The 21,231-nt window shown below is 60.5% G+C and carries 23 protein-coding genes and 3 pseudogenes; 19 read left to right on the top strand and 7 right to left on the bottom strand.

From position 1 onward, the window contains the following. The first annotated feature begins 53 nt into the window (after positions 1-53). The 4 genes from OZ911_RS12135 to OZ911_RS12120 all read left to right on the top strand — a co-directional run bounded on the left by OZ911_RS12135 (position 54) and on the right by OZ911_RS12120 (position 4,315). A complete protein-coding gene (locus OZ911_RS12135; protein WP_054888260.1) occupies positions 54-581 on the top strand; it encodes a (2Fe-2S)-binding protein in 528 nt (175 codons plus the stop codon). Next, positions 578-1,579, top strand: coding sequence for an FAD binding domain-containing protein (locus tag OZ911_RS12130; protein ID WP_054888259.1), 1,002 nt, complete (start codon positions 578-580; stop codon positions 1,577-1,579). Before OZ911_RS12135 ends, OZ911_RS12130 begins: the two co-directional genes overlap by 4 nt. Beyond that, a complete protein-coding gene (locus tag OZ911_RS12125) occupies positions 1,576-3,774 on the top strand; it encodes a xanthine dehydrogenase family protein molybdopterin-binding subunit (protein WP_054888258.1) in 2,199 nt (732 codons plus the stop codon). The genes OZ911_RS12130 and OZ911_RS12125 overlap by 4 nt, the downstream gene beginning before the upstream one ends. A gap of 214 nt (positions 3,775-3,988) precedes the next feature. Continuing rightward, the gene (locus OZ911_RS12120) at positions 3,989-4,315 is read left to right on the top strand and encodes a KGG domain-containing protein (protein WP_024717780.1); all 327 of its coding nucleotides are present in this window, start codon (positions 3,989-3,991) and stop codon (positions 4,313-4,315) included. 123 nt (positions 4,316-4,438) lie between these two features. On the opposite strand, the gene OZ911_RS12115 is transcribed toward OZ911_RS12120, so the two are convergent. Further along, positions 4,439-4,729 carry a hypothetical protein gene (locus OZ911_RS12115; RefSeq protein WP_016486344.1) on the bottom strand — a complete coding sequence of 97 codons (291 nt, stop codon included), beginning with the start codon at positions 4,727-4,729 and terminating at the stop codon, positions 4,439-4,441. Positions 4,730-5,184: 455 nt separating this feature from the next. Here OZ911_RS12115 and OZ911_RS12110 point away from each other — a divergent pair, with 455 nt between their 5' ends. Next, a complete protein-coding gene (locus tag OZ911_RS12110) occupies positions 5,185-6,381 on the top strand; it encodes an IS256 family transposase (RefSeq protein ID WP_087534779.1) in 1,197 nt (398 codons plus the stop codon). On the opposite strand, the gene OZ911_RS28970 is transcribed toward OZ911_RS12110, so the two are convergent. Further along, entirely contained in the window at positions 6,374-6,664 is a 291-nt protein-coding gene (locus OZ911_RS28970; RefSeq protein ID WP_375341495.1) for an NUDIX domain-containing protein, read from the bottom strand. The genes OZ911_RS12110 and OZ911_RS28970 overlap by 8 nt on opposite strands. Positions 6,665-7,048: 384 nt before the next feature. On the opposite strand from OZ911_RS28970, the pseudogene OZ911_RS29120 reads away from it, so the two are divergent. From OZ911_RS29120 to OZ911_RS12080, 6 genes and pseudogenes are all read left to right on the top strand, one after another. Continuing rightward, positions 7,049-7,183: pseudogene (locus tag OZ911_RS29120) on the top strand (glutathione-dependent formaldehyde dehydrogenase); the annotation flags it as partial. Between the two features lie 51 nt (positions 7,184-7,234). Then, positions 7,235-7,513, top strand: a pseudogene (locus OZ911_RS29115) (glutathione-dependent formaldehyde dehydrogenase); the annotation flags it as partial. A 13-nt stretch (positions 7,514-7,526) separates the two neighbouring features. Next, positions 7,527-7,760 (top strand): PLDc N-terminal domain-containing protein, encoded by a 234-nt coding sequence (locus OZ911_RS12095; protein WP_016486342.1) that lies wholly within the window; start codon positions 7,527-7,529, stop codon positions 7,758-7,760. A 33-nt stretch (positions 7,761-7,793) separates the two neighbouring features. Continuing rightward, positions 7,794-8,141, top strand: a pseudogene (locus tag OZ911_RS12090) (SDR family oxidoreductase); the annotation flags it as partial. Between the two features lie 316 nt (positions 8,142-8,457). After that, positions 8,458-8,922 (top strand): PA2171 family ribosome-binding persister protein, encoded by a 465-nt coding sequence (locus tag OZ911_RS12085; protein WP_016486340.1) that lies wholly within the window; start codon positions 8,458-8,460, stop codon positions 8,920-8,922. Positions 8,923-8,999: 77 nt separating this feature from the next. Beyond that, entirely contained in the window at positions 9,000-9,248 is a 249-nt protein-coding gene (locus OZ911_RS12080) for a hypothetical protein (protein ID WP_080641017.1), read from the top strand. A gap of 5 nt (positions 9,249-9,253) precedes the next feature. Here OZ911_RS12080 and OZ911_RS12075 read toward each other — a convergent pair whose 3' ends face one another. The 3 genes from OZ911_RS12075 to OZ911_RS12065 form a co-directional block, all read right to left on the bottom strand. Further along, positions 9,254-10,363 (bottom strand): sensor histidine kinase, encoded by a 1,110-nt coding sequence (locus OZ911_RS12075; RefSeq protein WP_054888257.1) that lies wholly within the window; start codon positions 10,361-10,363, stop codon positions 9,254-9,256. 163 nt (positions 10,364-10,526) lie between these two features. Next, positions 10,527-11,324, bottom strand: coding sequence for an exodeoxyribonuclease III (xth, locus tag OZ911_RS12070; protein ID WP_054888256.1), 798 nt, complete (start codon positions 11,322-11,324; stop codon positions 10,527-10,529). Continuing rightward, positions 11,321-11,563, bottom strand: a complete 243-nt coding sequence (locus tag OZ911_RS12065) for a hypothetical protein (protein WP_054888255.1) — start codon at positions 11,561-11,563, stop codon at positions 11,321-11,323. The genes xth and OZ911_RS12065 overlap by 4 nt, the downstream gene beginning before the upstream one ends. 167 nt (positions 11,564-11,730) lie before the next feature. Between OZ911_RS12065 and OZ911_RS12060 the strand changes: the two genes are divergently transcribed. The 4 genes from OZ911_RS12060 to OZ911_RS12045 all read left to right on the top strand — a co-directional run bounded on the left by OZ911_RS12060 (position 11,731) and on the right by OZ911_RS12045 (position 16,475). Next, entirely contained in the window at positions 11,731-12,270 is a 540-nt protein-coding gene (locus OZ911_RS12060; RefSeq protein ID WP_016486337.1) for a type 1 glutamine amidotransferase domain-containing protein, read from the top strand. A gap of 162 nt (positions 12,271-12,432) precedes the next feature. Then, entirely contained in the window at positions 12,433-12,939 is a 507-nt protein-coding gene (locus OZ911_RS12055; RefSeq protein WP_016486336.1) for a sigma-70 family RNA polymerase sigma factor, read from the top strand. Further along, on the top strand, positions 12,936-13,892 hold the full coding sequence (locus OZ911_RS12050; RefSeq protein ID WP_054888254.1) for a FecR domain-containing protein: 957 nt from the start codon (positions 12,936-12,938) through the stop codon (positions 13,890-13,892). Before OZ911_RS12055 ends, OZ911_RS12050 begins: the two co-directional genes overlap by 4 nt. A 138-nt stretch (positions 13,893-14,030) precedes the next feature. Then, complete coding sequence (locus tag OZ911_RS12045; RefSeq protein WP_054888253.1) at positions 14,031-16,475, top strand: TonB-dependent siderophore receptor; 2,445 nt, start codon at positions 14,031-14,033, stop codon at positions 16,473-16,475. A gap of 84 nt (positions 16,476-16,559) precedes the next feature. Here OZ911_RS12045 and OZ911_RS12040 read toward each other — a convergent pair whose 3' ends face one another. Both OZ911_RS12040 and OZ911_RS12035 read right to left on the bottom strand, forming a co-directional pair. Further along, entirely contained in the window at positions 16,560-16,724 is a 165-nt protein-coding gene (locus OZ911_RS12040; RefSeq protein ID WP_176393845.1) for a DUF6021 family protein, read from the bottom strand. 90 nt (positions 16,725-16,814) lie between these two features. After that, entirely contained in the window at positions 16,815-17,195 is a 381-nt protein-coding gene (locus tag OZ911_RS12035; protein ID WP_016486333.1) for a low affinity iron permease family protein, read from the bottom strand. 164 nt (positions 17,196-17,359) lie between these two features. On the opposite strand from OZ911_RS12035, the gene OZ911_RS12030 reads away from it, so the two are divergent. Genes OZ911_RS12030 through OZ911_RS12015 form a run of 4 tightly spaced genes read left to right on the top strand, consistent with a single transcriptional unit; the run spans position 17,360 to position 21,208 of the window. Then, positions 17,360-18,280: a DUF72 domain-containing protein gene (locus OZ911_RS12030; protein ID WP_016486332.1), complete on the top strand. Its 921-nt coding sequence runs from the start codon at positions 17,360-17,362 to the stop codon at positions 18,278-18,280. Continuing rightward, on the top strand, positions 18,277-19,050 hold the full coding sequence (locus tag OZ911_RS12025; RefSeq protein ID WP_054888252.1) for an endonuclease/exonuclease/phosphatase family protein: 774 nt from the start codon (positions 18,277-18,279) through the stop codon (positions 19,048-19,050). The genes OZ911_RS12030 and OZ911_RS12025 overlap by 4 nt, the downstream gene beginning before the upstream one ends. Beyond that, positions 19,047-20,249: a cardiolipin synthase ClsB gene (gene clsB / locus OZ911_RS12020; protein ID WP_016486330.1), complete on the top strand. Its 1,203-nt coding sequence runs from the start codon at positions 19,047-19,049 to the stop codon at positions 20,247-20,249. Before OZ911_RS12025 ends, clsB begins: the two co-directional genes overlap by 4 nt. Further along, positions 20,249-21,208 (top strand): lysylphosphatidylglycerol synthase domain-containing protein, encoded by a 960-nt coding sequence (locus tag OZ911_RS12015; protein WP_024717783.1) that lies wholly within the window; start codon positions 20,249-20,251, stop codon positions 21,206-21,208. The genes clsB and OZ911_RS12015 overlap by 1 nt, the downstream gene beginning before the upstream one ends. Positions 21,209-21,231: the final 23 nt, after the last annotated feature.

The following is a 21,231-nucleotide window of genomic DNA, read 5'->3' as shown; positions in this document are numbered from 1 at the left end:
TCGCACAACAAAGACGCAGCGGACTGCGCGAACCCTGACCGTGAGGACCTACCATGAGCGCGATCTCTCCCAATGGGGCTGAAGAACACCCCCTCCGCCTGACCCTCAATGGTCATCCCCGAACACTGCAGGTGCACCCCTGGACCACCTTGCTCGACCTGCTGCGTGAGCAGTTGGACCTGGTCGGCACCAAGAAGGGCTGTGACCATGGCCAGTGCGGGGCCTGCACCGTGCTGCGCGATGGCAAGCGCGTCAATGCTTGCCTGACGTTGGCCATCATGTGCGACGGGGCTGAGTTGGTAACCATCGAAGGGCTGGCCAACGGCGACGTTCTGCACCCCATGCAGCGTGCATTCATCACTCACGATGCGTTCCAGTGCGGTTACTGCACCCCGGGGCAAATCTGCTCTGCGGTCGGGCTGGTTCACGAGGGACGTGCCGACACCCGCGAGGCCATTCGCGAGCACATGAGCGGCAATCTTTGCCGCTGCGGCGCCTACGGCAACATCGTCGCTGCGGTAGAAGAAGCCCTGCCGTTGATGACGGACAGCGCCCAACCACCACGAGGGCAGCACCCATGACGCCCTTCAGCTACCACAAGCCCGCCTCAGTCAGCGAAGCGGTGAACCTGGCTGACGCCTGTTCGCACTTCATCGCCGGGGGTACCAACCTGGTCGACCTGATGAAGGAAAACGTGGTGCGCCCCGAGCGCCTGATCGACATCTCCGGCCTTGGGCTGAACGGCATTCACGTTACCCCTGGCGGCGGCGTATTCATCGGTGCGCGGTTGAGCAATGCCGACCTGGCCTGGCACCCGTTGATCGAGCAGCATTATCCACTGTTGTCAGACGCGATCCTGGCGGGGGCATCGCCGCAGTTGAGGAACATGGCCAGCACCGGTGGCAACTTGCTGCAACGTACCCGCTGCTACTACTTCTACGACACCGGCACCCCCTGCAACAAGCGCGAACCGGGCAGCGGATGCCCTGCGCGTGCAGGCATGAACCGCATCCATGCCATTCTGGGTGCCAGCGATGCCTGTGTCGCGACCCATCCCTCGGACATGTGCGTGGCATTGGCAGCGCTCGAAGCCGTAGTGCACGTACAGGGGCGGTCCGGCGAACGGCAGATACCCTTCGCGGATTTCCATTGCCTGCCCGGTTACACCCCCGAGCGCGACAATCAACTGGCATTCGATGAGCTGGTGACAGGCATCGAGCTGCCGCCCCCGGTGTTCGAACGCCATTACCGTTACCTGAAAATACGCGACCGCGCTTCCTACGCGTTCGCGCTGGTGTCAGTCGCTGCAGCCTTGAACTTCGATGGCGACGTGATCCAGCAGGCGCGCCTGGCGCTGGGCGGCGTTGCCCACAAACCCTGGCGGGACCCGGCTGTGGAGCGCCTGCTGGCCGGCCAGGTGCCTTCTGAAGCGCTCTTCAACCGCGCCGCGCAAACGTTGCTGCAAGGCGCACAACCCCTGAGCCACAACGGTTTCAAGGTAACGCTCGCCCAGCGAGCAATCGTGCGGGCATTGGATGACGCGGCGCGCGGCGCCGCTAACGGGGGGGCACGGCCATGATCACAAGCACACCCGTAGTCGGCACGCCCCTGGACCGCGTGGACGGTGTGGCGAAGGTCACCGGGCAGGCCCGCTATGCGGGCGAATACCCCCAGACGGGCCTGCTGCACGGCAGCGTCGTGTCCAGTACCATCGCCCGCGGTCGGGTTCTCGGCATCGACAGCACGCAGGCCATGCGCGTGCCCGGGGTAATCGCCGTGCTCGACCATGGCCATCGTCCGCCTGTCTCCAGTTATGACGACGACTACAGCGATGCCGACTCTGCCGAGGGGGCGCCTTTTCGGCCCTTGTTCAATGATCGAGTGCTGTACAGCGGGCAACCGTTGGCATTAGTGATCGCCGAAACCCTGGAACTGGCCCGCTATGCAGGCTCGCTGATCAAAATCGACTATGCCGAGGAGGCTCACCAGACAGACCTGGGCGCATGCCAAAAATCGCATGCCGCCCCCGCCGAAACACCGGCGCCGCGTGGCGACTTCGCCGGGCAGTTTGCCGAAGCGCCGGTGCAGGTGGATGCCACGTACCTGACGGCCAACGAGTACCACAACCCGATGGAGCCCCATGCATCGACCGTGCACTACAAGGCCGACGGCACTCTGGAAATCCACGACAAGACCCAAGGCACGCAGAACTGCCAGGACTACCTGCACAAGGTGTTCGGCCTGCCCAAGGCAAACATTCGTGTGCGCGCGGCGTTCGTCGGCGGCGCCTTCGGCTCGGGCTTGCGCCCGCAGTACCAGTTGCCGCTGGCAGTGATGGCGGCGTTGCACCTGAAGCGCTCGGTGCGCGTCACACTGACCCGCCAGCAGATGTTCACCTTTGGCTACCGGCCCCGCACCGAACAATGCATGCGCCTGGGTGCAGACGCAAACGGGCGTTTGCTTGCGATCGCTCATGATGCGCTTGGCCAGACCTCCCGCTTCGAGGACTTCACCGAACACCTGGTCGAATGGAGCGGCATGCTGTACCAGTGCGATAACGTTGCGCTCAGTTACCGCCTGGCCTCGCTTGATGTGTACACCCCGCTGGACATGCTGGCGCCTGGGGCCGCGTCCGGGATGATTGCGCTGGAGTGCGCCATGGATGAGCTCGCCTGTGCTGCGCAGATCGACCCGGTAGAGCTGCGCCGCCGCAATTTTGCCGCCAACAATGCCAACGAGGGCAAGCCCTACTCCAGCAAGGCACTGCTGGCGTGCTACCAGCAAGGTGCCGAACGTTTTGGCTGGCATAACCGCACTCCCCAACCGCGCAGCATGTGCAATGGCAACCAACTGGTCGGCTGGGGGATGGCCGGCGGCGTCTGGGAAGCCATGCAGATGAAGGCCAGTGCCAAGGCGCGCATCAATGCCCAGGGCCACCTGACCGTCAGCAGTGCCACCACCGATATCGGGACCGGCACCTATACCGTCATGACTCAGATCGCCGCCGACGCAGCTGGCGTCAAAGTGCAGGATGTCACCTTCATGCTGGGTGACTCCTCACTGCCCACCGCCCCGCTTCAGGGCGGATCGTTCACGGTGTCGTCGGTGGGCTCGGCCGTGCGCCAAGCCTGCCATGTCCTGCGCACCCAGGTGCTGGAACACGCGCGCAACATATACCCCCAGGTGGCCAACACACCCCGGCAGCAGATCGTTTTCACCGAGGGCTACCTGCACGCGGGCAACCATCGCTGGGCTTTGGCGGACATCGTGGCGAGCGCCCCCAACGGTAAATTCGAAGTGCAGATCGACGCCGAGCCCGGCGCCAGGCGCCAACCGTTCTCCACCGTCACCCATTCGGCGGTATTCGTGGAAGTTCACGTCGACGAGGACCTTGGCACGATCAAGGTAGCCCGGGTGGTCAGCGCTGTGGCGGCAGGCCGTGTGATCAACCCCAAAACCGCACGCAGCCAGATCCTGGGGGGCGTGGTCTGGGGGGTGGGCATGGCGCTGCACGAAGCCGCATTGACCGACCACCGGTTGGGCCGCATCATCAATCACAACCTGGCGGAGTACCACATCCCGGTCAATGCAGACTGCGGGGATATCGAAGTGATCTTCGTTGAAGAGCACGATGACATTGTCAACGAACTGGGGTCCAAGGGCGTAGGCGAAATCGGCGTTGTCGGGGTGGCCGCTGCGGTGGCGAACGCGGTCTACCATGCCACAGGCAAGCGTATAAGGGAGTTTCCGATCACGCTCGATAAAGTGCTGTAATCGGACAGGGGCCGAGTCGCCCACCCGCTTTGGGCTATCGTCGACGCGCCACAACCGCTAAGCCATGGCAGGGTTCTTTATCACGCAATAGGTTGCCCTTGACGACCTTTCGCGCACCCTGTCAGCAGGTACAAAAGTAAAAGGAGCTTCCAGTACTCGCGGGGCATCGGAAGAAAACACAGGCTCTCTGTGTGAACACACGAGGTGCATGATCATGGCGAACGATCAAGACAAGGCGGGTCAGCAAGGCGGCGCCGCGCAAACCAACCCTGGTAGTTTTGCAAACGACCGTGAGAAGGCTTCGGAAACCGGCCAGAAAGGCGGTCAAATGCCCGGAGGGAAATCTGAGGATCAACAAACAGGGCAAGGCAGCGGCGGTAACCTTAAGGAAGATAATCCTCAGCGTGCCGGTGGTGGAACCCAACACGGTGGTCAAGGAGGGCATACCTCTGGCAGCAAATCTGACCGGGAGCAAGGTATGGACGAAGGGTCGCAAGCTATTCAGGACGAAGACAGCGGGATGACGGAAGACAACCGCTAAGTCCACCAGGGCGATGGAGAGCCCTGGTTTCTTCACCGTCCGTAATTCAGATGCAGCAGTTCGCCTTGAACAGTTGGCCGTCAGCCTCTGTGTCTAACGATCAACCTCGAATTACACCCTGTCCTAGGCCACCTGCACCGCTTTGCGCCATTGATCCGTGGCCAGGCGCCTGGCTCTATCAACACCCCAGGCCAGAGCTCGAGTCATGGACTCGCCTGGACGAGAATTGAACGCTTCTTCGTGCAATGCCATTCCACAGCCGGCATACACACCGATGAACATTTGCGTCTGACCGGTGCGCGAGAGCCTGACCTGCACATCAATCGTGGTGCCGTCATCGAGCTCCTCGTCATGGGTACGATGATGAAGCACTGGATCCGCCCATTCCCAAAACACATCACCTCGAACACGCATGCCGCCCTCCTACGACTTTAGTCTTATACGGAAACCTCAACATAGCAAAGCTGGGAGGCAGTTCAATGACGTAGTCGGTAGTCATACAGGTAACAGACAGCCGGTCTGATTTTCGATACAAACTTATTTTCCTGTACAACTTTGCAGCCTTGGTCAGGCGGTCAGAGCAGGCAACCGCGTTGCCAAGAGCCCGGCAGCTGCGGAATTCAGCAATTCAGGGGTAAGCTTTTCGCGAAGCACCCACTTACACGCGACAATTTCATGGTCGGCAACGGGCTTCTCATTTTCGTGGAATCGGGTGGTGAAGATGTGATGCACAACTGACCCCGATCGTGTCCCGGGAAGTGGTGTAACTGAACCAGCCGAAGGTGCCCTGCGGGCCAAAGAGGATGGTCATCGTGGTTCTTGGCTAACGTTGAGTTTGCGAAGACCAAACACTCACCAGAGAAACCACGATGACCAAGCCCACTATCGCATTGACCGAGTTGGTTGAGAAAGGGGCAGACGCTGATCTGCTCAAGCAAATGATCCAGTTCGTTGCCCAGCGCATGATGGAGTTCGACGTCGAAGGCCTGTGCGGCGCGGGCTTCGATGTCAAAAGCCCAGACCGGACAAATAGCCGTAATGGCTACCGCGATCGTCTTTGGCAAACCCGCGCAGGCGACGTCGACCTTAAGATTCCCAAGCTGCGCCAAGGCAGCTATTTCCCTGGTTTCCTTGAACCTCGACGCACCGCTGAGAAAGCCATGGCGGCAGTCATCCAGGAGGCCTACATCCAAGGCGTTTCAACGCGTTCGGTGGACGAGCTGGTCAAGGCCATGGGCATGACCGGTATCTCTAAAAGCCAGGTCTCACGGCTAGCCGGTGAGATCGATGAGCGCGTTCACGCCTTCCTTGACCGCCCGCTTGAGGGCGACTGGCCCTATCTCTGGATCGATGCCACCTACGTCAAAGTGCGGGAGGCCGGACGCATCGTCTCGGTCGCCGTAATAATCGCCGTGGCCGTGAACACCGACGGTGGCCGCGAAGTCCTGGGCATGCGGGTTGGGCCGTCAGAGGCTGAGCCGTTCTGGACAGACTTCCTGCGCAGCCTCATGCGACGTGGCTTGCGGGGCGTGAAGCTGGTCATCTCCGACGCCCACGAAGGCCTGAAAGCAGCTGTATCCAAGGTCTTCAATGCGACCTGGCAGCGCTGCCGTGTGCATTTCATGCGTAATGCCATGGCCCACGTCGGCAAAGGTCAGCGCACCATGGTGGCGGCTCTACTGCGCACGGTCTTCGCCCAGGACAGCCGTGCCGAATGCCATCAGCAATGGCGTTTGGTCGCAGATCAGCTACGCGAAAAATACCCCAAGATCGCGGCGCTCATGGATGGTTGCGAGGATGAAGTGCTGGCGCACATGGCGTTTCCCAAGGCTCATCGACAGCAGTTGCACAGCACCAACCCGCTTGAGCGGCTCAACGCTGAAATCAAACGCCGCACCGACGTCGTGGGGATTTTCCCCAACGATCCGGCCATTACGCGTCTGGTAGGCGCGATGCTGCTGGAGCAGAACGACGAGTGGTGCCTGCAACGGCGTTACATGCAGTTGGAGGCCTTTGAGGCAGTCAGCGATAATCCACAGGCCAAGCTGTCGGCCGTGATCAACTAAACGGCAAACTCAGTGGCCAGAGCCATGATGAGTTACACCACTTCCTGGGACACGATCCTGACCCCACTCTGATTGAACACAAAGAAAGCAGGCCATGCCCTTCAATGGATGTCTCCTCACGTAGCTCTCTTGCCGCAGCTGCATGAGGGCTCTCACCAGGCTCAATCAAACCACCTGGGAAATTCCATTTGCCGCCTTTTTTCCGAACAAGCAGTACCCTGCCGCTTCGAAGGCAGATTATCGTTGCCCTGGATTTGATTCTGCATTTTCGTTTGTCCCGCATGCACACACTCGTATCATCATTACCCATCAACACCCACCCTCTCGCGACACAGAGTAATGGACTTCTTCCCTGAAGACGTTTCCATGCTGCGACTCGTTCAATCACAGGGGCGTATTAGCCATCGGTTCGCCTCAGATCAGCAGAGCCCGGCACTGCATGAGCAGTTGCATACCCGAATTTTGGGGGCCAATGACCCTAGTGAGCTCAAGTGCAAGTTGCTGGCAAATCGGGGAATCTCGGTAGCCGCCGGTCGGTGGATGGCCCAGACAGGACCAGTCTGCCCGTTCTCAAGCATCGCCATTGAAGCTGTTGTTTTGAACTTTGCATGGCCTGGAAGCTTCCCCTGCATACCCCCACGATTTTTGTGATGCAGGAGCTAGGAGCATGAGAGCACTGACCTACCACGGAGCAAACGACGTCAGGGTCGACAACGTCCCTGATCCCATCATCGAGCGAGAAGACGACATCATCCTCAAGGTGACTGCCACCGCCATTTGCGGCTCCGATTTGCACCTCGACCGAGGCAAAATTCCAGAGCCCGAAGCGGGTGATATCTTTGGCCACGAGTTCATGTACGCGGGCTTCATTCACGGGTTCATGTTCGGCGACGCGTTCGATAAGGGCCTTACCTTCAAGATGGGCCAGACCCATGTCCAGAAATACCTGCCTGAACTGCTGGAACACATCGAAGCAGGCCGTCTACAACCGGAATTGATCGTCACTCACCGCCTCGCCCTCGAAGAAGCAGCCATGGGCTACAAGGTGTTCGATCAGAAGCAGGACAACTGCCGCAAGGTCATCCTCGTGCCAGGCGCTGCACCCGGCACCTTGGGCCCTGACTACGTATAGAGGAGGTGAAGTCATGAACGGTCTTGCCAGCTACTTCTGGATTGCCGTGGCGGCAATCCTCTTGCTCATCGATCTGTGGGCCATCGTCAGCGTCTTCAGAAGCGACAAGTCAGATGCAGTCAAAGCGGCCTGGGCCCTGCTGATCCTCGCGCTGCCGGTAGTCGGCCTGGGAATCTGGGGCGTTGCTGGCCCGCGCGGCATCAAGCGAGGTACAGGGCCCACCTCCGACGAGCACAGCAAAGGCTGACATCTGCCAGCTGCATTTACAGGGGTTTTCAACATGATCGATCAAGCGACAGGCATGAAATCCGGCGAACGCTATCGCGTGCAAAACGTGGAGCGCGCTCATCAGTTTCCAGGCTTCTTCCAGGACGGGAAGTATTATCTCGGCCCTGAACTTCTCACCGCCGTGGGCTGGCTTGAAGGTACACGCTTCATCTATGACAGCCTGGATGCCGCAGGTGAACCCGTTTTTCCAAACCGGGAGGCAGGCACGGTCGAAGGGCTGACATTGACCCTGGTCGATGGCACTTCCCTTGAGCTCTTACGGATCGAGGCCAGCGACACCATTGTCCCAGTTGCCCCCGGTGCATCGGGTACGGAACGAGAAGCGCCTGACAGTGGCGCCTGGATAAATCGCAGTCCCAAGGCCGAAGACTCATCGGGAAACCTCTTTGAGCCTCCGAATGGCAAGAGGGATATCGACGGAGGCTGGAGGAAGTCAAAACACAAAACGCCGCTGCTGATCGGTGCAGCGGCGTTGGGAGTCCTTGTGGGTTTCACACTCACACATTCACGACGCAGAGATGGCTAGAGGCGGTCTGCGTAACGAGGGCAGCGGGCGCGCCTGAGGGGATGCCAGCCATCTTAATCATTGAACCGTTTCTTTCTGCGTGTACTCAACCTCGAGCAAGTGCTTGATTCAATCCGTGATGAGGAACGCCATGAACGCTATCGACTTACTGATCCAGGACCACAAGCTCGTGAAGAAGCTGCTCGAAGAGCTGTCGACCACTACCGAGCGTGCCGTAAAGAAACGGGCCGAGTTACTCCACAGGATCGAGCAGGAGTTGCAGATCCACACCGCGCTCGAGGAAGAAATACTCTACCCGGCCATCAAGCAAGCGGGTGGCAAGGAAGAAGCGAAGATGTACTACGAGGCCAAGGAAGAACACCGCACTGTCGACGCTCTCGTTCTGCCCGACCTCCTGCATACCGAAACCGGCACCGTCGAATTCGCCGGGCGGGTCAAGGTCATGAAAGAGTTGCTGGAGCATCACATCGAGGAAGAGGAAGGCGAACTGTTCCCCACCGCGAAGAAGCTGCTCAGCAAGGACACCCTCGAGGAGCTTGGGCAAGCCATGGAAATGCAGAAAAAGATGCTCAAGGGCGAGCAGCGAGCGGCGTAGTCAAGCGATCACCTGCCAGCGCTCAGCGCGTGGCAGGTGATCGGCTTCAGATACCCCATCATCAGTCGGAAGGTGTCATGGAATACTGGATTGGGTTACTTGAATGGCCTGCGATGTTGATGACTGTGCTGGCAGCGTGGTGCATCGGTTCGCGCCGTCCGGGGCGGAGGAAGGCAGGTTTCTGTTGTTTTATCGCAAGCAACGTGCTGTGGGCCGTCTGGGGCTGGCAAGCTGAAGCCTGGGCATTGATCATCCTGCAATTCTGCCTCTGTGCCATGAACCTGCGAGGCTGGCGAAAAAATACGCAACTGGAAGCGACGGCGTGACCAGCTCATGCCAGGGGCAGGGATACGCGGAAGGTGGTGCCCGATGACGAGTTGGATGCCACGTCGATAGCCCCCCCATGCCGGGCCACGATCTCGCCGACGATGAACAGGCCAAGACCCAGCCCACCGGATGCCTCGTGATGTTCCGACGCCAATCGGGAGTACCTGGCCTGAGGGTTGAATAGATGAGGCACAACATCCGGCGCAATGGGTTTGCCCCAGTTATGTACGCTGAACTCGACTGCCTCAGGGCGTTGGGTCAGTGTTACGGTGATGGGCCTGGCATGATCACCGTGGTGAAACGCATTGGCTATCAGGTTGGAAAACACCTGCCCCATCCGGGTGACGTCAAACTGGCCAAATGCTTGCTGGCCGCCCTTCAGGACAACTGTGATCTCAGGGCGGGAAATGCGAAGCTCGTCCACAAGCGTATGGCACACCTGGGAAAGGTCGACAGGTTCTTTCTGGATGGGTATGCCAGTCCCCAGGTTCGCTTTGGCGAGATCGAGTAGATCAGTCACGATTTGCCTGGATCGTGTCACACTGGCCGCAATCTGGTCTGCAATTTTTCGGTCGCGCTCGTTCAGCTGACCTTTACGGCTCAACATCTCGGCGCCCAGAAGGGCTGCCGTCATCGGCGTTCGTAGATCATGCCCAAGTACACCCAGTACCAGTTTCCGTGTTGTCTCCACCGCGATGCCGTACGAGGTGATGGATTCGCTCAAGGCTTGATCAATGGCCTCGTTGAAACGAACCATATCATCGATAGCATGGGGTTCATCAGCCCTCTGCTGCGCAAACCAAAGACGCAGCGCACGATACTCTGCGACCACTTGATCAAGCGTGAACCCGGCACTCAGCCGGGTAACAGCATGGGCCTGAGCGGCTGTTTCGACCGAGCTCGTTGCCTGCATGCCTCGAGACTTCTCAAACTGCTGGCGGGCTGTCTGTGAGGATGCCATGTCCAGTGCAACGGTTCGCAACATGGCTTCAGCGTGGTTACGCAGGCCTGCAGCATCAAGATCCGGCATAGGGGTCTCGACGGTGCGAGCAAAATCCTCAAAAGCCTCGAGAATGAGCTCGATGTGCTGTGTAATGAACGCATAGAGCCGCACGTCAGGTCCTCGGTGTAATCGCAAGCATCATGGGTGAATGATCAGCATAGACGACGCTGATGACTGAAGATGAACGCGATGAGGTGAAGTGCGTGTAACTTTCCCGATGTGTGCCCAGAGGCCTTTCCAATCCGCCCGTTCCAGCGGGCATCTGCGCTGGCAGCTAGCGCTGCTGGCGACGCCCGCTCAACTGGATCCAGACCGGTGCATGATCACTGGCCTTGGCTTCGTTGCGCACCCAGGCATCCACACCCGCCCGCTTCAGATAAGGGCTGAGACTGGGGTTGAGCAGCAGATGATCAATGCGCAGCCCGGCATTGCGCGCCCAATGATTGCGAAAATAGTCCCAGAACGTGTAGATGCGCTGCTCGGGATACAGGTGACGAACAGCATCGACCCAGCCCTGCGCCAGCAATTGTTGGAAACACGCCCGCGATTCAGGTTGCAGCAGCGCGTCCTTGAGCCATGAGCGCGGGTTATAGATGTCCAGATCGGTCGGCACAACATTGAAATCGCCCGCCAACACCGCAGGGTGGCTGCTGCCCTGCAGTGTTTGGGCATGCTTGATCAGGCACTCGAACCAGCGCAGTTTGTAATCAAACTTGGGGCCAGGTTGCGGGTTGCCATTGGGCATGTAAAGGCAGCTAACCAATACACCGTGCACCGCAGCCTCCAGATAGCGGCTCTGCTGATCGTCCTGCATGCCGGGCAGCCCGCGACGTACCTCCAGCGGCTCGCTATCGCGCGCCAGGATCGCCACGCCATTCCAGGAGGGTTGCCCCTGATACAGGCAGCCATAACCTGCCGCTTCGATGGCCTGGCGCGGAAACTGCTGATCGGCCGCCTTCAGCTCCTGCAAGCAGGCAATGTCCGGTTGCTCCCGCTCCAGCCAGGCCAAGAGCGCGGGCAGGCGGCTGCGGATGCCATTGATATTGAAGGTGGCGATCTTCAGCGCTTTCATGCGTCAGGGTCGCTCACGTGAGCCTGTACGGCATCCTCCATTGCCCGTATATGTGCCTCGTCGGCCAGTGCCTTCAGCGCCAACCAGTCATCCCAGTCAATCGCGCCGTCGTCCCGCAGCGCCTCGGCGGTGCGAACCAGTTCGTGGTGGTAGGCATCCGGCGATTCGCGCCGGTAGCTGATGTCGTCGTACTGCGCGTACCAGGCTTCAAGTTCAGGAATGCTGCGTTCGATGCTCATGACGGCCGCCTCGTTCTATCCCTGCTAGTGAGAGCCCAGGCCCCGCGCAATTGTTCAACTGCAACGGTCAGCCGGTCAGCCTCCCTACCGCTGAAGCAGTGCATTGGAACTTCTCACCCCTTCCGAGACGTCCCACATCCACACCTGGCGAAAACGGAGATAGAACGATGAGTGCAAAACTGAGTGGCAAGCGCGTAGCCTTTTTGGTCACCGATGGCTTCGAACAAGTGGAGTTGACCGGACCGCGTGAAGCCTTGGAGAAAAACGGGGCCGTGATCGACATCCTGAGTGACAAGGAAGGCACTGTCCGCGGCTGGAACCATGACAAGCCGGCCGACGAGTTTGCGGTGGACGCGACGTTCGACAGCGCCCACCTCGACCTTTACGATGCCATTGTGCTACCGGGTGGGGTACAGAATTCCGACACCATCCGCCTGATACCTGGCGCCCAGAAACTGGTGAAAAGCCACAACTCGGCCAGCAAGCCGCTGGCGGTGATCTGCCACGGCGCCTGGCTGCTGGTGTCGAGTGGACTGGCCAAGGGCAAACGGATGACCAGTTACCAGACATTGCAGGATGATATCCGCAATGCAGGTGGTGACTGGGTCGATGAAGAGGTAGTGGTGGACGGCAACCTGATCACTAGCCGCAAGCCGGATGATATCCCCGCCTTCAGCGAGCAATTGATCAGGGCCCTTGCTGGCTAGCTGCCCGACCCGTGAACTGGCAAATACCTGGTTTGCCAGTTCAACACGCCAGCGCCGTTTGCATGCAATCACCTGACGGTTGCTGCAACGGTTTGCAAAACCGGCCCACCACCTTACAATCGCGATTAATTCCCATATGCATCTGATTAGCGGAAAGGTGAAGTGCCCATCGACGCCCCACTGCAACCCATCGACAGCCTGTATCGCGACCACCACGGCTGGCTGCAAGGCTGGCTGCGCCACCGCCTGGGTGATCGCGAGCGGGCGGCGGACATCGCTCAGGACACTTTCCTGCGCCTGCTGGTAACCCGCCGCCTGCCGGAACAGCGCGACGGCCGTCGATTCCTGGTGCAGATCGCCCGCAATCTGGTCATAGACCAGTGGCGTCGCCAGCGTATCCACCAAGCGTATCTGGAGAGCATCGCCGCCCTGCCCGAGCCAGAAACGCCGTCACTGGAAACCCGCGCAATCGTGATCGAAACCCTGATGCAGATCGACGCCATGCTCGACAAGATGCCTGCAAAGGTACGCGAGGCATTCCTGCTGTCGCAATTTGAAGGGCTGACCTACACACAGATCGCAGCGCGGCTGGACGTCAGCGTCAGCTCGGTGCAAAAGTACATGCTCCGCGCCATCACTGCCTGCTATCAGGTCCTGTACGCTGAATGAAGAACGTCAGCGAAGCCCCCCTCTCCCCCGCAATCGTCGAGCAGGCCAGCCATTGGCTCATGCTGCAATGGAGCGGTGAGTTCGAAGCGGCGCAACAGCAGCGCTTTCTTGAATGGCGCGCCGCGGACCCGGAGCACGATCGCGCATGGCGACGCCTGGAGCGCCTGCAAAGTACCCTGAGCGGTGTCCCAGCGGATACAGCACTAGGGGTGCTGCGCGAGCTGCCCGATGCACGTCGTCGGCAGGCGCTCAAGCTGCTCGGCACGCTGCTGTTGGCCGGCGGGAGCGGCTATCTGGTCCATTCACAATCCCCTTGGCGCGAAGCCACGGCAGACCTGCGCAGCGGCACTGGCGAACGCTTGCAACGCTCGCTGGACGATGGCAGCCAACTTAGCCTGAACAGCGGCACTGCGGTTGATATCCGGTACAACGCGTCGGAACGGCGCATTTGCCTGCTCGCTGGGGAGTTGTTGCTTGAAAGTGGTCATGACCCGGCGCATCGCCCGCTGATCGTTGAAACTGCAGCGGGAGAAATCCAGGCGTTGGGCACACGCTTTTCCGTGTACCAGCGTGAGGATGGCAGCCACGTCGAGCTGTTTGAAGGCGAGCTGGAGCTGCGTCCGCGGCAGTCGCCCGCCAGCCGCCTTCACGCAGGACAAAGTCGCTGGTTTTCCGCCAATCGCCTCGGCGACCTCGGGCCAGCCAACCTCAACACCATCGCCTGGCTAGACGGCCGCTTGATCGCCGAGCGCATGCCGCTGGGGCACTTCGTCGCCGAGCTGGCTCGCCATCGTCCCGGTGTGCTTCGCTGCGACCCCGCTGTAGCGCAGTTGCCACTGACGGGGGTGTTTCCCTTGGCAGACACCGACCGCGTGCTGATGGCAGTTCAGCAGTCGCTGCCCGTAAAAATACAGAGATTGACGCGCTTCTGGGTCAATGTCAGCCCGGCTTAGAAACGCACAAGACTGCTGGCCGTTTGCTGCCAGCCTGGAATGGCAAAAAAGAGTTTGTGCGGTGTTGTCGTTTTGGTCGAGTTGTACGGGATACCTCTTGAAACCCATCAACAAGCCTTCTCAAGAGGATCGTTCAGAGTGTCGCACCTGCCCACGCCAACCCGTTCACGGCTGACCCGCCACATCCTGCTTGCCAGCTTGCTCGGCGGCGCCCCTTTATTGCTTGCCATGCCTGCCGCACTGGCCTACGCAAGTGAACAGACACGCCATTACGCCATCCCGGCTGGGGGCCTTGATCAGGCGCTGAACCGTTTCGCAAGCCAGTCCGGCATCTTGCTGTCCGCAGACGCACAATTGACCGCTGGCAAGCATACCCCGGGGCTCAGCGGCACCTACTCGGTGAGCGATGGCCTCGCCCAGTTGCTGACCGGCACCGGCCTGCGCGTGCTCAAGGGTGAGGACAGCTACATCATAGAAGTGGCAGCGGACAGCGAAGGTGCCCTGGAACTGGGGGCGACTACCGTAACCGGCGCACTGCTGTCTGGCACCACCGAAGGCACAGGTTCGTACACCTCACGTTCAGCGCAGACGGCGACCAAACTGCCATTGTCCCTGCGCGAGACGCCACAATCGGTCACGGTTATCACGCGCCAACGCATCGAGGACCAGAACCTCGCCAACCTCAACGAGGTGGTGCAGAACACTCCTGGGCTCACCCTGCGCCGGACTGGCCCCGAACGATCCTCGTACTACGCCCGGGGGTTTTCCCTCGATAACATCATGTACGACGGCCTGCCCACCAGCCTGGACAGCTCACAAGTATCCCAGGACCTGCTGTCGGCCGACATGGCCATGTATGACCGGGTCGAAGTCGTGCGCGGTGCCACCGGCCTGATGCAGGGTGCGGGCAACCCTGCGGCGTCGATCAACCTGATCCGCAAGCGGCCGACGCGCGAGTTCCAGGCCAGCATCGAAGGCAGCATGGGCAGTTGGGACCGTTACCGCACCGAGGTCGATGTCTCCGGCGCGCTCAACGACAGCGGAACCGTTCGCGGCAGAATGGTGACGGCATATCAGACCGGCAACAGCTACCGAGACACACTGGAAAACGAACGCAACCTGTTCTACGGCATCCTGGAGGCCGACCTGGACGACAGCACCACCTTGACCCTGAGTGCATCGCGCCAGCAAGACAACAACAATGGCAACGGCTGGACCGGCCTGCCGGTGGGCTTTGACGGCAGCGACCTGCATTTGTCACGCTCTACTTCGCTGAGCAGCGACTGGGAGTATTGGGACAAGACCAGCGCCTCTGCCTACGCGGCACTGGACCACATTCTGGACAATGGCTGGAAGCTCAACCTCTCGGCCACCAAAACCTGGGCCGACCTCGACATGCTGGGCACCTATCTGGTCGCTAACACCACCACCCAGGCCTATAACCAGTTCGTCGGCGCGGGGCACTATCGGGAAACCCAGAACAGCTTCGACGCCTATGCCAGCGGCCCGTTTCGCCTGATGGACCGAGACCACGAACTGGTGGTCGGCGCCAGCCACCGGCGGGTGGTGTTCAACGGTGATGTGCCCTACAACATCTTGCTGAACAGCAACATCGACCTCTACAACTGGGATGCTGGCGCCACACCAAAACCGCCGAGCCAGGACAAGTACGGCTGGCAGAACACCAACGCCAAGCTCAACAGCGTTTATGCCACCACACGCCTGAGCCTGGCCGACCCGCTGAAGCTGATCCTGGGCAGCCGCCTGGACTGGTACGACAACACCACCACCTCCCCCTACAAAAGCACCGCCCCGAGCGAGCTGAAAGTCACCCGGCATGTCACCAAGTACGCCGGCCTGATCTATGACATCGACGAGCATCACAGCGTGTATGTGAGCTACACCGATATCTTCAAACCCCAGAACTACAAGGATGCTTCCGAAAACATCATTGCGCCGATCACCGGAAAAAACCATGAACTGGGCATCAAGGGTGAATACTTCGACGGGGCACTGAACGCATCGGCTGCCCTCTTCCAGATCGACCAGGAAAACCGTGCGAAATCGTTTACCGACGGTTGCCCTACTGCCCCGACTACCCCGTGCTACGAGGCGGCAGGCAAAGTGCGCAGCAAGGGCATAGAGCTGGAGGTACAGGGCCAATTGACGCCTGATTGGCAACTGGCTGCCGGTTATACTTTTGCCGAGGCCAAGTATGTCAAGGATACCAAGAAAGAAAACGAGGGCCGTCTGTTCGACACCGACATACCCCGCCATCTGTTCAAGATGAGCACGTCCTACACACTGCCGGGTCAATACAACCAGTGGCGTGTCGGAGCCTCCCTTTATCACCAGAATCGAATCTACAACAAGAACACCACCTTCATGATCGAGCAGGATGGCTACACCTTGGTGGACTTCATGTTGGGGTTCAAGCCGACCGAACACATCGATGCGCGCGTCAACCTTAACAACGCGTTCGACAAGAAGTACTACAACGCCCTCAGCAACTCTGTCGCGGTGCCGAGCAACGTTTACGGTGAGCCACGCAACCTGATGCTGTCGCTGAAGTACACATTCTGATAGCTGTGCTGCCCCCGGCTCTTGAACAGCCGGGGCAACAGATGGATGCCATGTGCGGCAGACATGCGTCCACGGTAGCTTGGCTCACGGTTTCTTTTCCACGTCCCTTGGTGCTTTCGCGGGGCCTTGGGGGTCCACTTGAGGGTCGTCCAGATCAGGGGAGTCCGGGTCGAAACCCAAGTCCTGATCAGTTGTTGCATGATCGGAAGAATGGGGGCCTTTCTGCCGCTGATCGTCGGGTTTGTTCATCATCTAGTCTCCGAAGTGTGAGAAATGTGGTTTGTTCACCGTCACGGCCTTGCCCTGTCTGAACAATGTCGTGGCTTGATCTTGAACACGTCAATGGGAGTCCTCCCTGCCTGGCCCCGCTTCGTCGTGCTCCCCCAGTTGCTGGTATCGCTTACGAAGCGCATGGAGTTCAGCTGGCCCCATATCTTCAAGGTCGAGCAACGCCTTGTGCGCCCGTTGGGTAGTGCGCAACAGTTCGTCAAGTTTGATGTGCAACTCGTCGCTATCACGGTTTTGGGTATTCTGGATCAGGAACACCATCAGGAACGTGATGATCGTGGTCGATGTATTGATGACCAACTGCCAGGTGTCGTTGAAATGAAACAAGGGCCCGCTTACGCCCCAGGCAATGATCAGCATAAAGGCAATAACGAACGTCAACGGCCGCCCGCTATGGTTGGCTAGCCATTGTGCAAACCGATCAAACTTCATGGCTGAGCCTCCTTCATGGTGTACCTCAGTGGAACCCAGGCATCCGGTGGAGGATTGCAACACCGGTAAAGTTCCCTTTTGCATGGCCATCCACTCGTCAATCGCACTGAACAATCCGGTCCCGGTTCCTGTCGCTACTGTTACATACAGGAGCGCAGGGACTTATGGTGAGCGAGATCCGCATCGGAATTTCCGGTTGGCGCTATGGCCCATGGCGCAAGGACTTCTACCCCGAGGGGCTGCGCCAGGACGACGAGCTGGCGTTTGCCTCGCGGGCAGTCAACAGCATCGAAATCAACGGTTCGTTCTACGCACTGCAAACGCCCGAGCGCTATGCCAAGTGGCGTGACGAGACACCGGAGGGGTTCGTGTTCTCTGTCAAGGCGCCGCGCTACATCACCCACGTACGCAGGCTGCGCGAAATCGACGAGGCGCTTGCCAACTTCTTCGCGTCGGGCCCCTTGCTGCTGGGTGACAAGCTGGGCCCCTTCCTGTGGCAGTTTCCCCCGAATCTGAAGTTCGACGCGCAGCGCTTCAGCGACTTTCTGGCCAAGCTGCCACGCGACCGCAAAGCCGCCCGCAGCCTTGCGCACCACGCCGCCGAACGCCTGCAAGGCAACGGCGGCACGGCCGTGCCGGGTAATGCGCGCTTGCGCCACGCCGTGGAAATCCGCCACCCCAGCTTCCTCTGCGACACCTTCATCGACCTGCTACGCAAGCACAAGGTTGCCCTGGTGGTCGCCGACAGCGCCGGCAAATGGCCCTATGTCGAAGAGGTCACGGCCGAGTTCGTGTACCTGCGCCTGCATGGCGATGTCGAACTGTACAGCAGCGGCTACACGGCCAGGGCGCTGCGCCGCTGGCGCCTGCGCATCCAGGCCTGGGCTGCGGGCAGCCAGCCTGAGGATGCTCAGCGTGTGGTGCGCCGCGCTCCGGCAAAACGCACCTCCCGTGACGTCTACTGCTACTTCGACAACGACCAGAAAGTCCACGCCCCCTACGATGCCCGCCGCCTGCTGGACAAGCTAGGCCTTGACGGCGAGTTGGTGACCGAACCAGGCGTCGAGCCGCAGGAGCCGCTATGAACCCGACACTGCCCGCCCCCCGCTGCATCATCGACAAGGTCACCGCCGTACATCGCCTGACGGTACTGACCCTCAACGTGCACAAAGGCTTCACCCTGTTCAACCGCCGCTTCATTTTGCCGGAGCTGCGCGAGGCGGTACGCTCGACCGGCGCCGACCTGGTGTTTCTCCAGGAGGTGCACGGCACTCATCACCATCATGCCGAGCGCCATCCCAAGTGGCCACAGACACCCCAGTACGAATTCCTCGCCGACAGCATGTGGCCGCAGTTCGCCTATGGCCGCAATGCGGTCTACCCCCATGGCGACCATGGCAACGCCCTGCTGTCCAAGTTCCCCATCCGTGCCCATGACAACCTGGATGTTTCGGTCCATGGCAACGAAGAACGGGGCCTGCTGCATTGCCAGCTGGAAGTGCCGGGCCATGAACAGGTGCACACCGTCTGCGTACACCTGGGCCTGCGTGAGGAGCATCGTCAGCGTCAGGTCGGCCTGCTGCTGACATTGCTGGACAGCCTGCCGCCGGATGAGCCGGTCATCGTCGCCGGCGACTTCAACGATTGGCGCCTGAAAGCAGATGCGCGGCTGTCGGGCCACCTGGTGGAAGCTTTCGGCAAGCCGGCACGCAGCTTTCCCGCGCGCTTGCCGATGCTGCGGCTGGACCGCATCTACCTGCGTAACGCACAAGCTTGCGAAGCACGGGTGTTGTCCAGATACCCATGGTCCCACCTCTCCGACCATGCCCCGCTGGTGGCGCAGGTGACGCTATGAAACTGAATTGGTGCGACGGCAACCGCGTCGAGTTGCTGATAAACGGCGAGCAGTATTACCCCCGCGTATTCGAGGCCATGGCCCAGGCACGCGAGGAAATCCTCCTGGAAACTTTCATCATTTACGACGACAAGGTCGGTCAACCCTTGCGCCACGCCCTGATCGATGCCGCGCGGCGCGGGGTGCGGGTCGAGGTGGCGGTGGACGGCTACGGCACCGCCGACCTGCCTGACGATTTCATCTCGTCGATGACCGAGGCCGGGGTGCGTTTCCATTCCTTCGATCCGCAACCACGGCTGGTGGGCATGCGCACCAACCTGTTTCGCCGCTTGCACCGCAAGATCCTGGTGATCGACGGGCAACGCGCCTTCATTGGCGGCATCAATTACAGTGCCGACCACCTGGATGACTTCGGCCCACAGGCCAAGCAGGACTACGCCGTGGAGGTCGTCGGCCCGGTGGTGGCCCAGGTGCATGCTTCTTCCTGCCGCATGCTCGCACCGGTGCTGGATGCCGCCAGCAGGGTTCAGCCGGGCGGCATCGCTTCAGGCCCGACGAGCGCCGTGCTGGTGGAGCGCGACAACCAGCGCCATCGCAACGATATCGAAGCCTGCTACCTGCAGGTTTTCCGTGAAGCAAGGCATCGTATCGTCGTGGCCAACGCCTACTTCTTCCCGGGCTACCGCTTGCTGCGCGAACTGCGCAACGCCGCCCGGCGCGGGGTCGAGGTGACGCTGATCCTCCAGGGGCAACCGGACATGCGCTGGGTACGCGCGCTCTCGCGGCTGCTCTACAACTACCTGTCGCGCGACGACGTGCGCATCCATGAGTACTGCCAGCGGCCGCTCCATGGCAAGGTTGCGTTGGTGGACAATGACTGGTCCACCGTAGGCTCAAGCAACCTCGACCCCCTGAGCCTGTCGTTCAACCTTGAGGCCAACCTGCTGATTCGCGACCCCGCGTTCAACGAACACCTGTACCAGCACTTGACCGAACTGAGCCGGGAGCACTGCAAGACCGTGACGCTGGAGCGCATGGTGCGCGGCTACTGGTGGCGTGCCCCGCTGATCTTTCTGGGCTTCCACATCACGCGCTATTTCCCGCGGATCGCCGGCTGGTTTCCGGCGCACCGGCAGCGCCTGCAGTCGCTGCAAGGCGACGGCGAGGCCCCGGCCGACTACCACGGGGGCAAGACATGATGGCCACTTCACGCTGGAAGACCTGGGGCAAGCGCTTGCTGACCGTGCTGTTCCTGGTGTTGATACCGGTACTGCTGTTCACCCTGGCACGTAACCTGGACTGGAACGAAGTCCGCCAGTCGCTGCTGGCGTACCGGCCCTCGACCCTGGCCTTGGGGTTGCTGCTGGCCCTGTGCAGCTACCTGGTATTCGCCAGCTACGACCTGCTCGCCCGCGCCTACACAGGCCACCACCTGCCGGCCCGACAGGTACTGCCGGTAGCGTTCGTCTGCTATGCGTTCAACCTCAACTTCACCACCTGGGTCGGTGGCGTTGCCCTGCGTTATCGCCTGTACAGCCGGCTGGGCCTGGATACCCCAACCATCACCCGCATCATCACCTTGGGGCTGTTGACCAACTGGATGGGCTACCTGCTGCTGGCCGGTACGGTATTCGCCCTGGGCTTTGTGAAACTGCCGGAAAGCTGGGCGGTGGGTGCCAGCGGCCTGCGCCTGATCGGCGTATTGATGGTGGCGGTAGCGTTGGCATACCTGTGCGCCTGTGCCTTCGCCACGCGGCGCACGTGGGCGCTGCGCGGGCACGAAGTCACTCTGCCGAGCCTGCGTATGGCCCTCTGCCAGGTGGCGCTGGGCGCAAGCAACTGGGCGCTGATGGCAGCGCTGATTCACCTGCTGTTGCCCCCTGAGCTGTTCTATCCCTCGGTCCTGGGTGTGTTGCTGATCAGTTGCGTCGCCGGCGTGGTCGCTCACATTCCTGCCGGACTCGGCGTACTGGAAGCCGTATTCCTGGCGCTGCTCCACGGCCAGCTAGGCCAAGGCACCCTGGTGGCCGCACTGCTCGGCTATCGGACGTTGTACTACCTGATCCCGCTGCTAATGGCGGTGGTGACCTACCTGATCCTCGAAAAGCGTGCCAAGGCCTTGCGCAGACAGGCCGGGGCAGCCCTCGACAAGCGCTGACGGGCCCTGGTGCCCGGGAGGTA

The organism is Pseudomonas fortuita, from assembly GCF_026898135.2.
Lineage (GTDB): Bacteria > Pseudomonadota > Gammaproteobacteria > Pseudomonadales > Pseudomonadaceae > Aquipseudomonas > Aquipseudomonas fortuita.
This window is presented reverse-complemented; position numbering and strand designations above follow the sequence as displayed.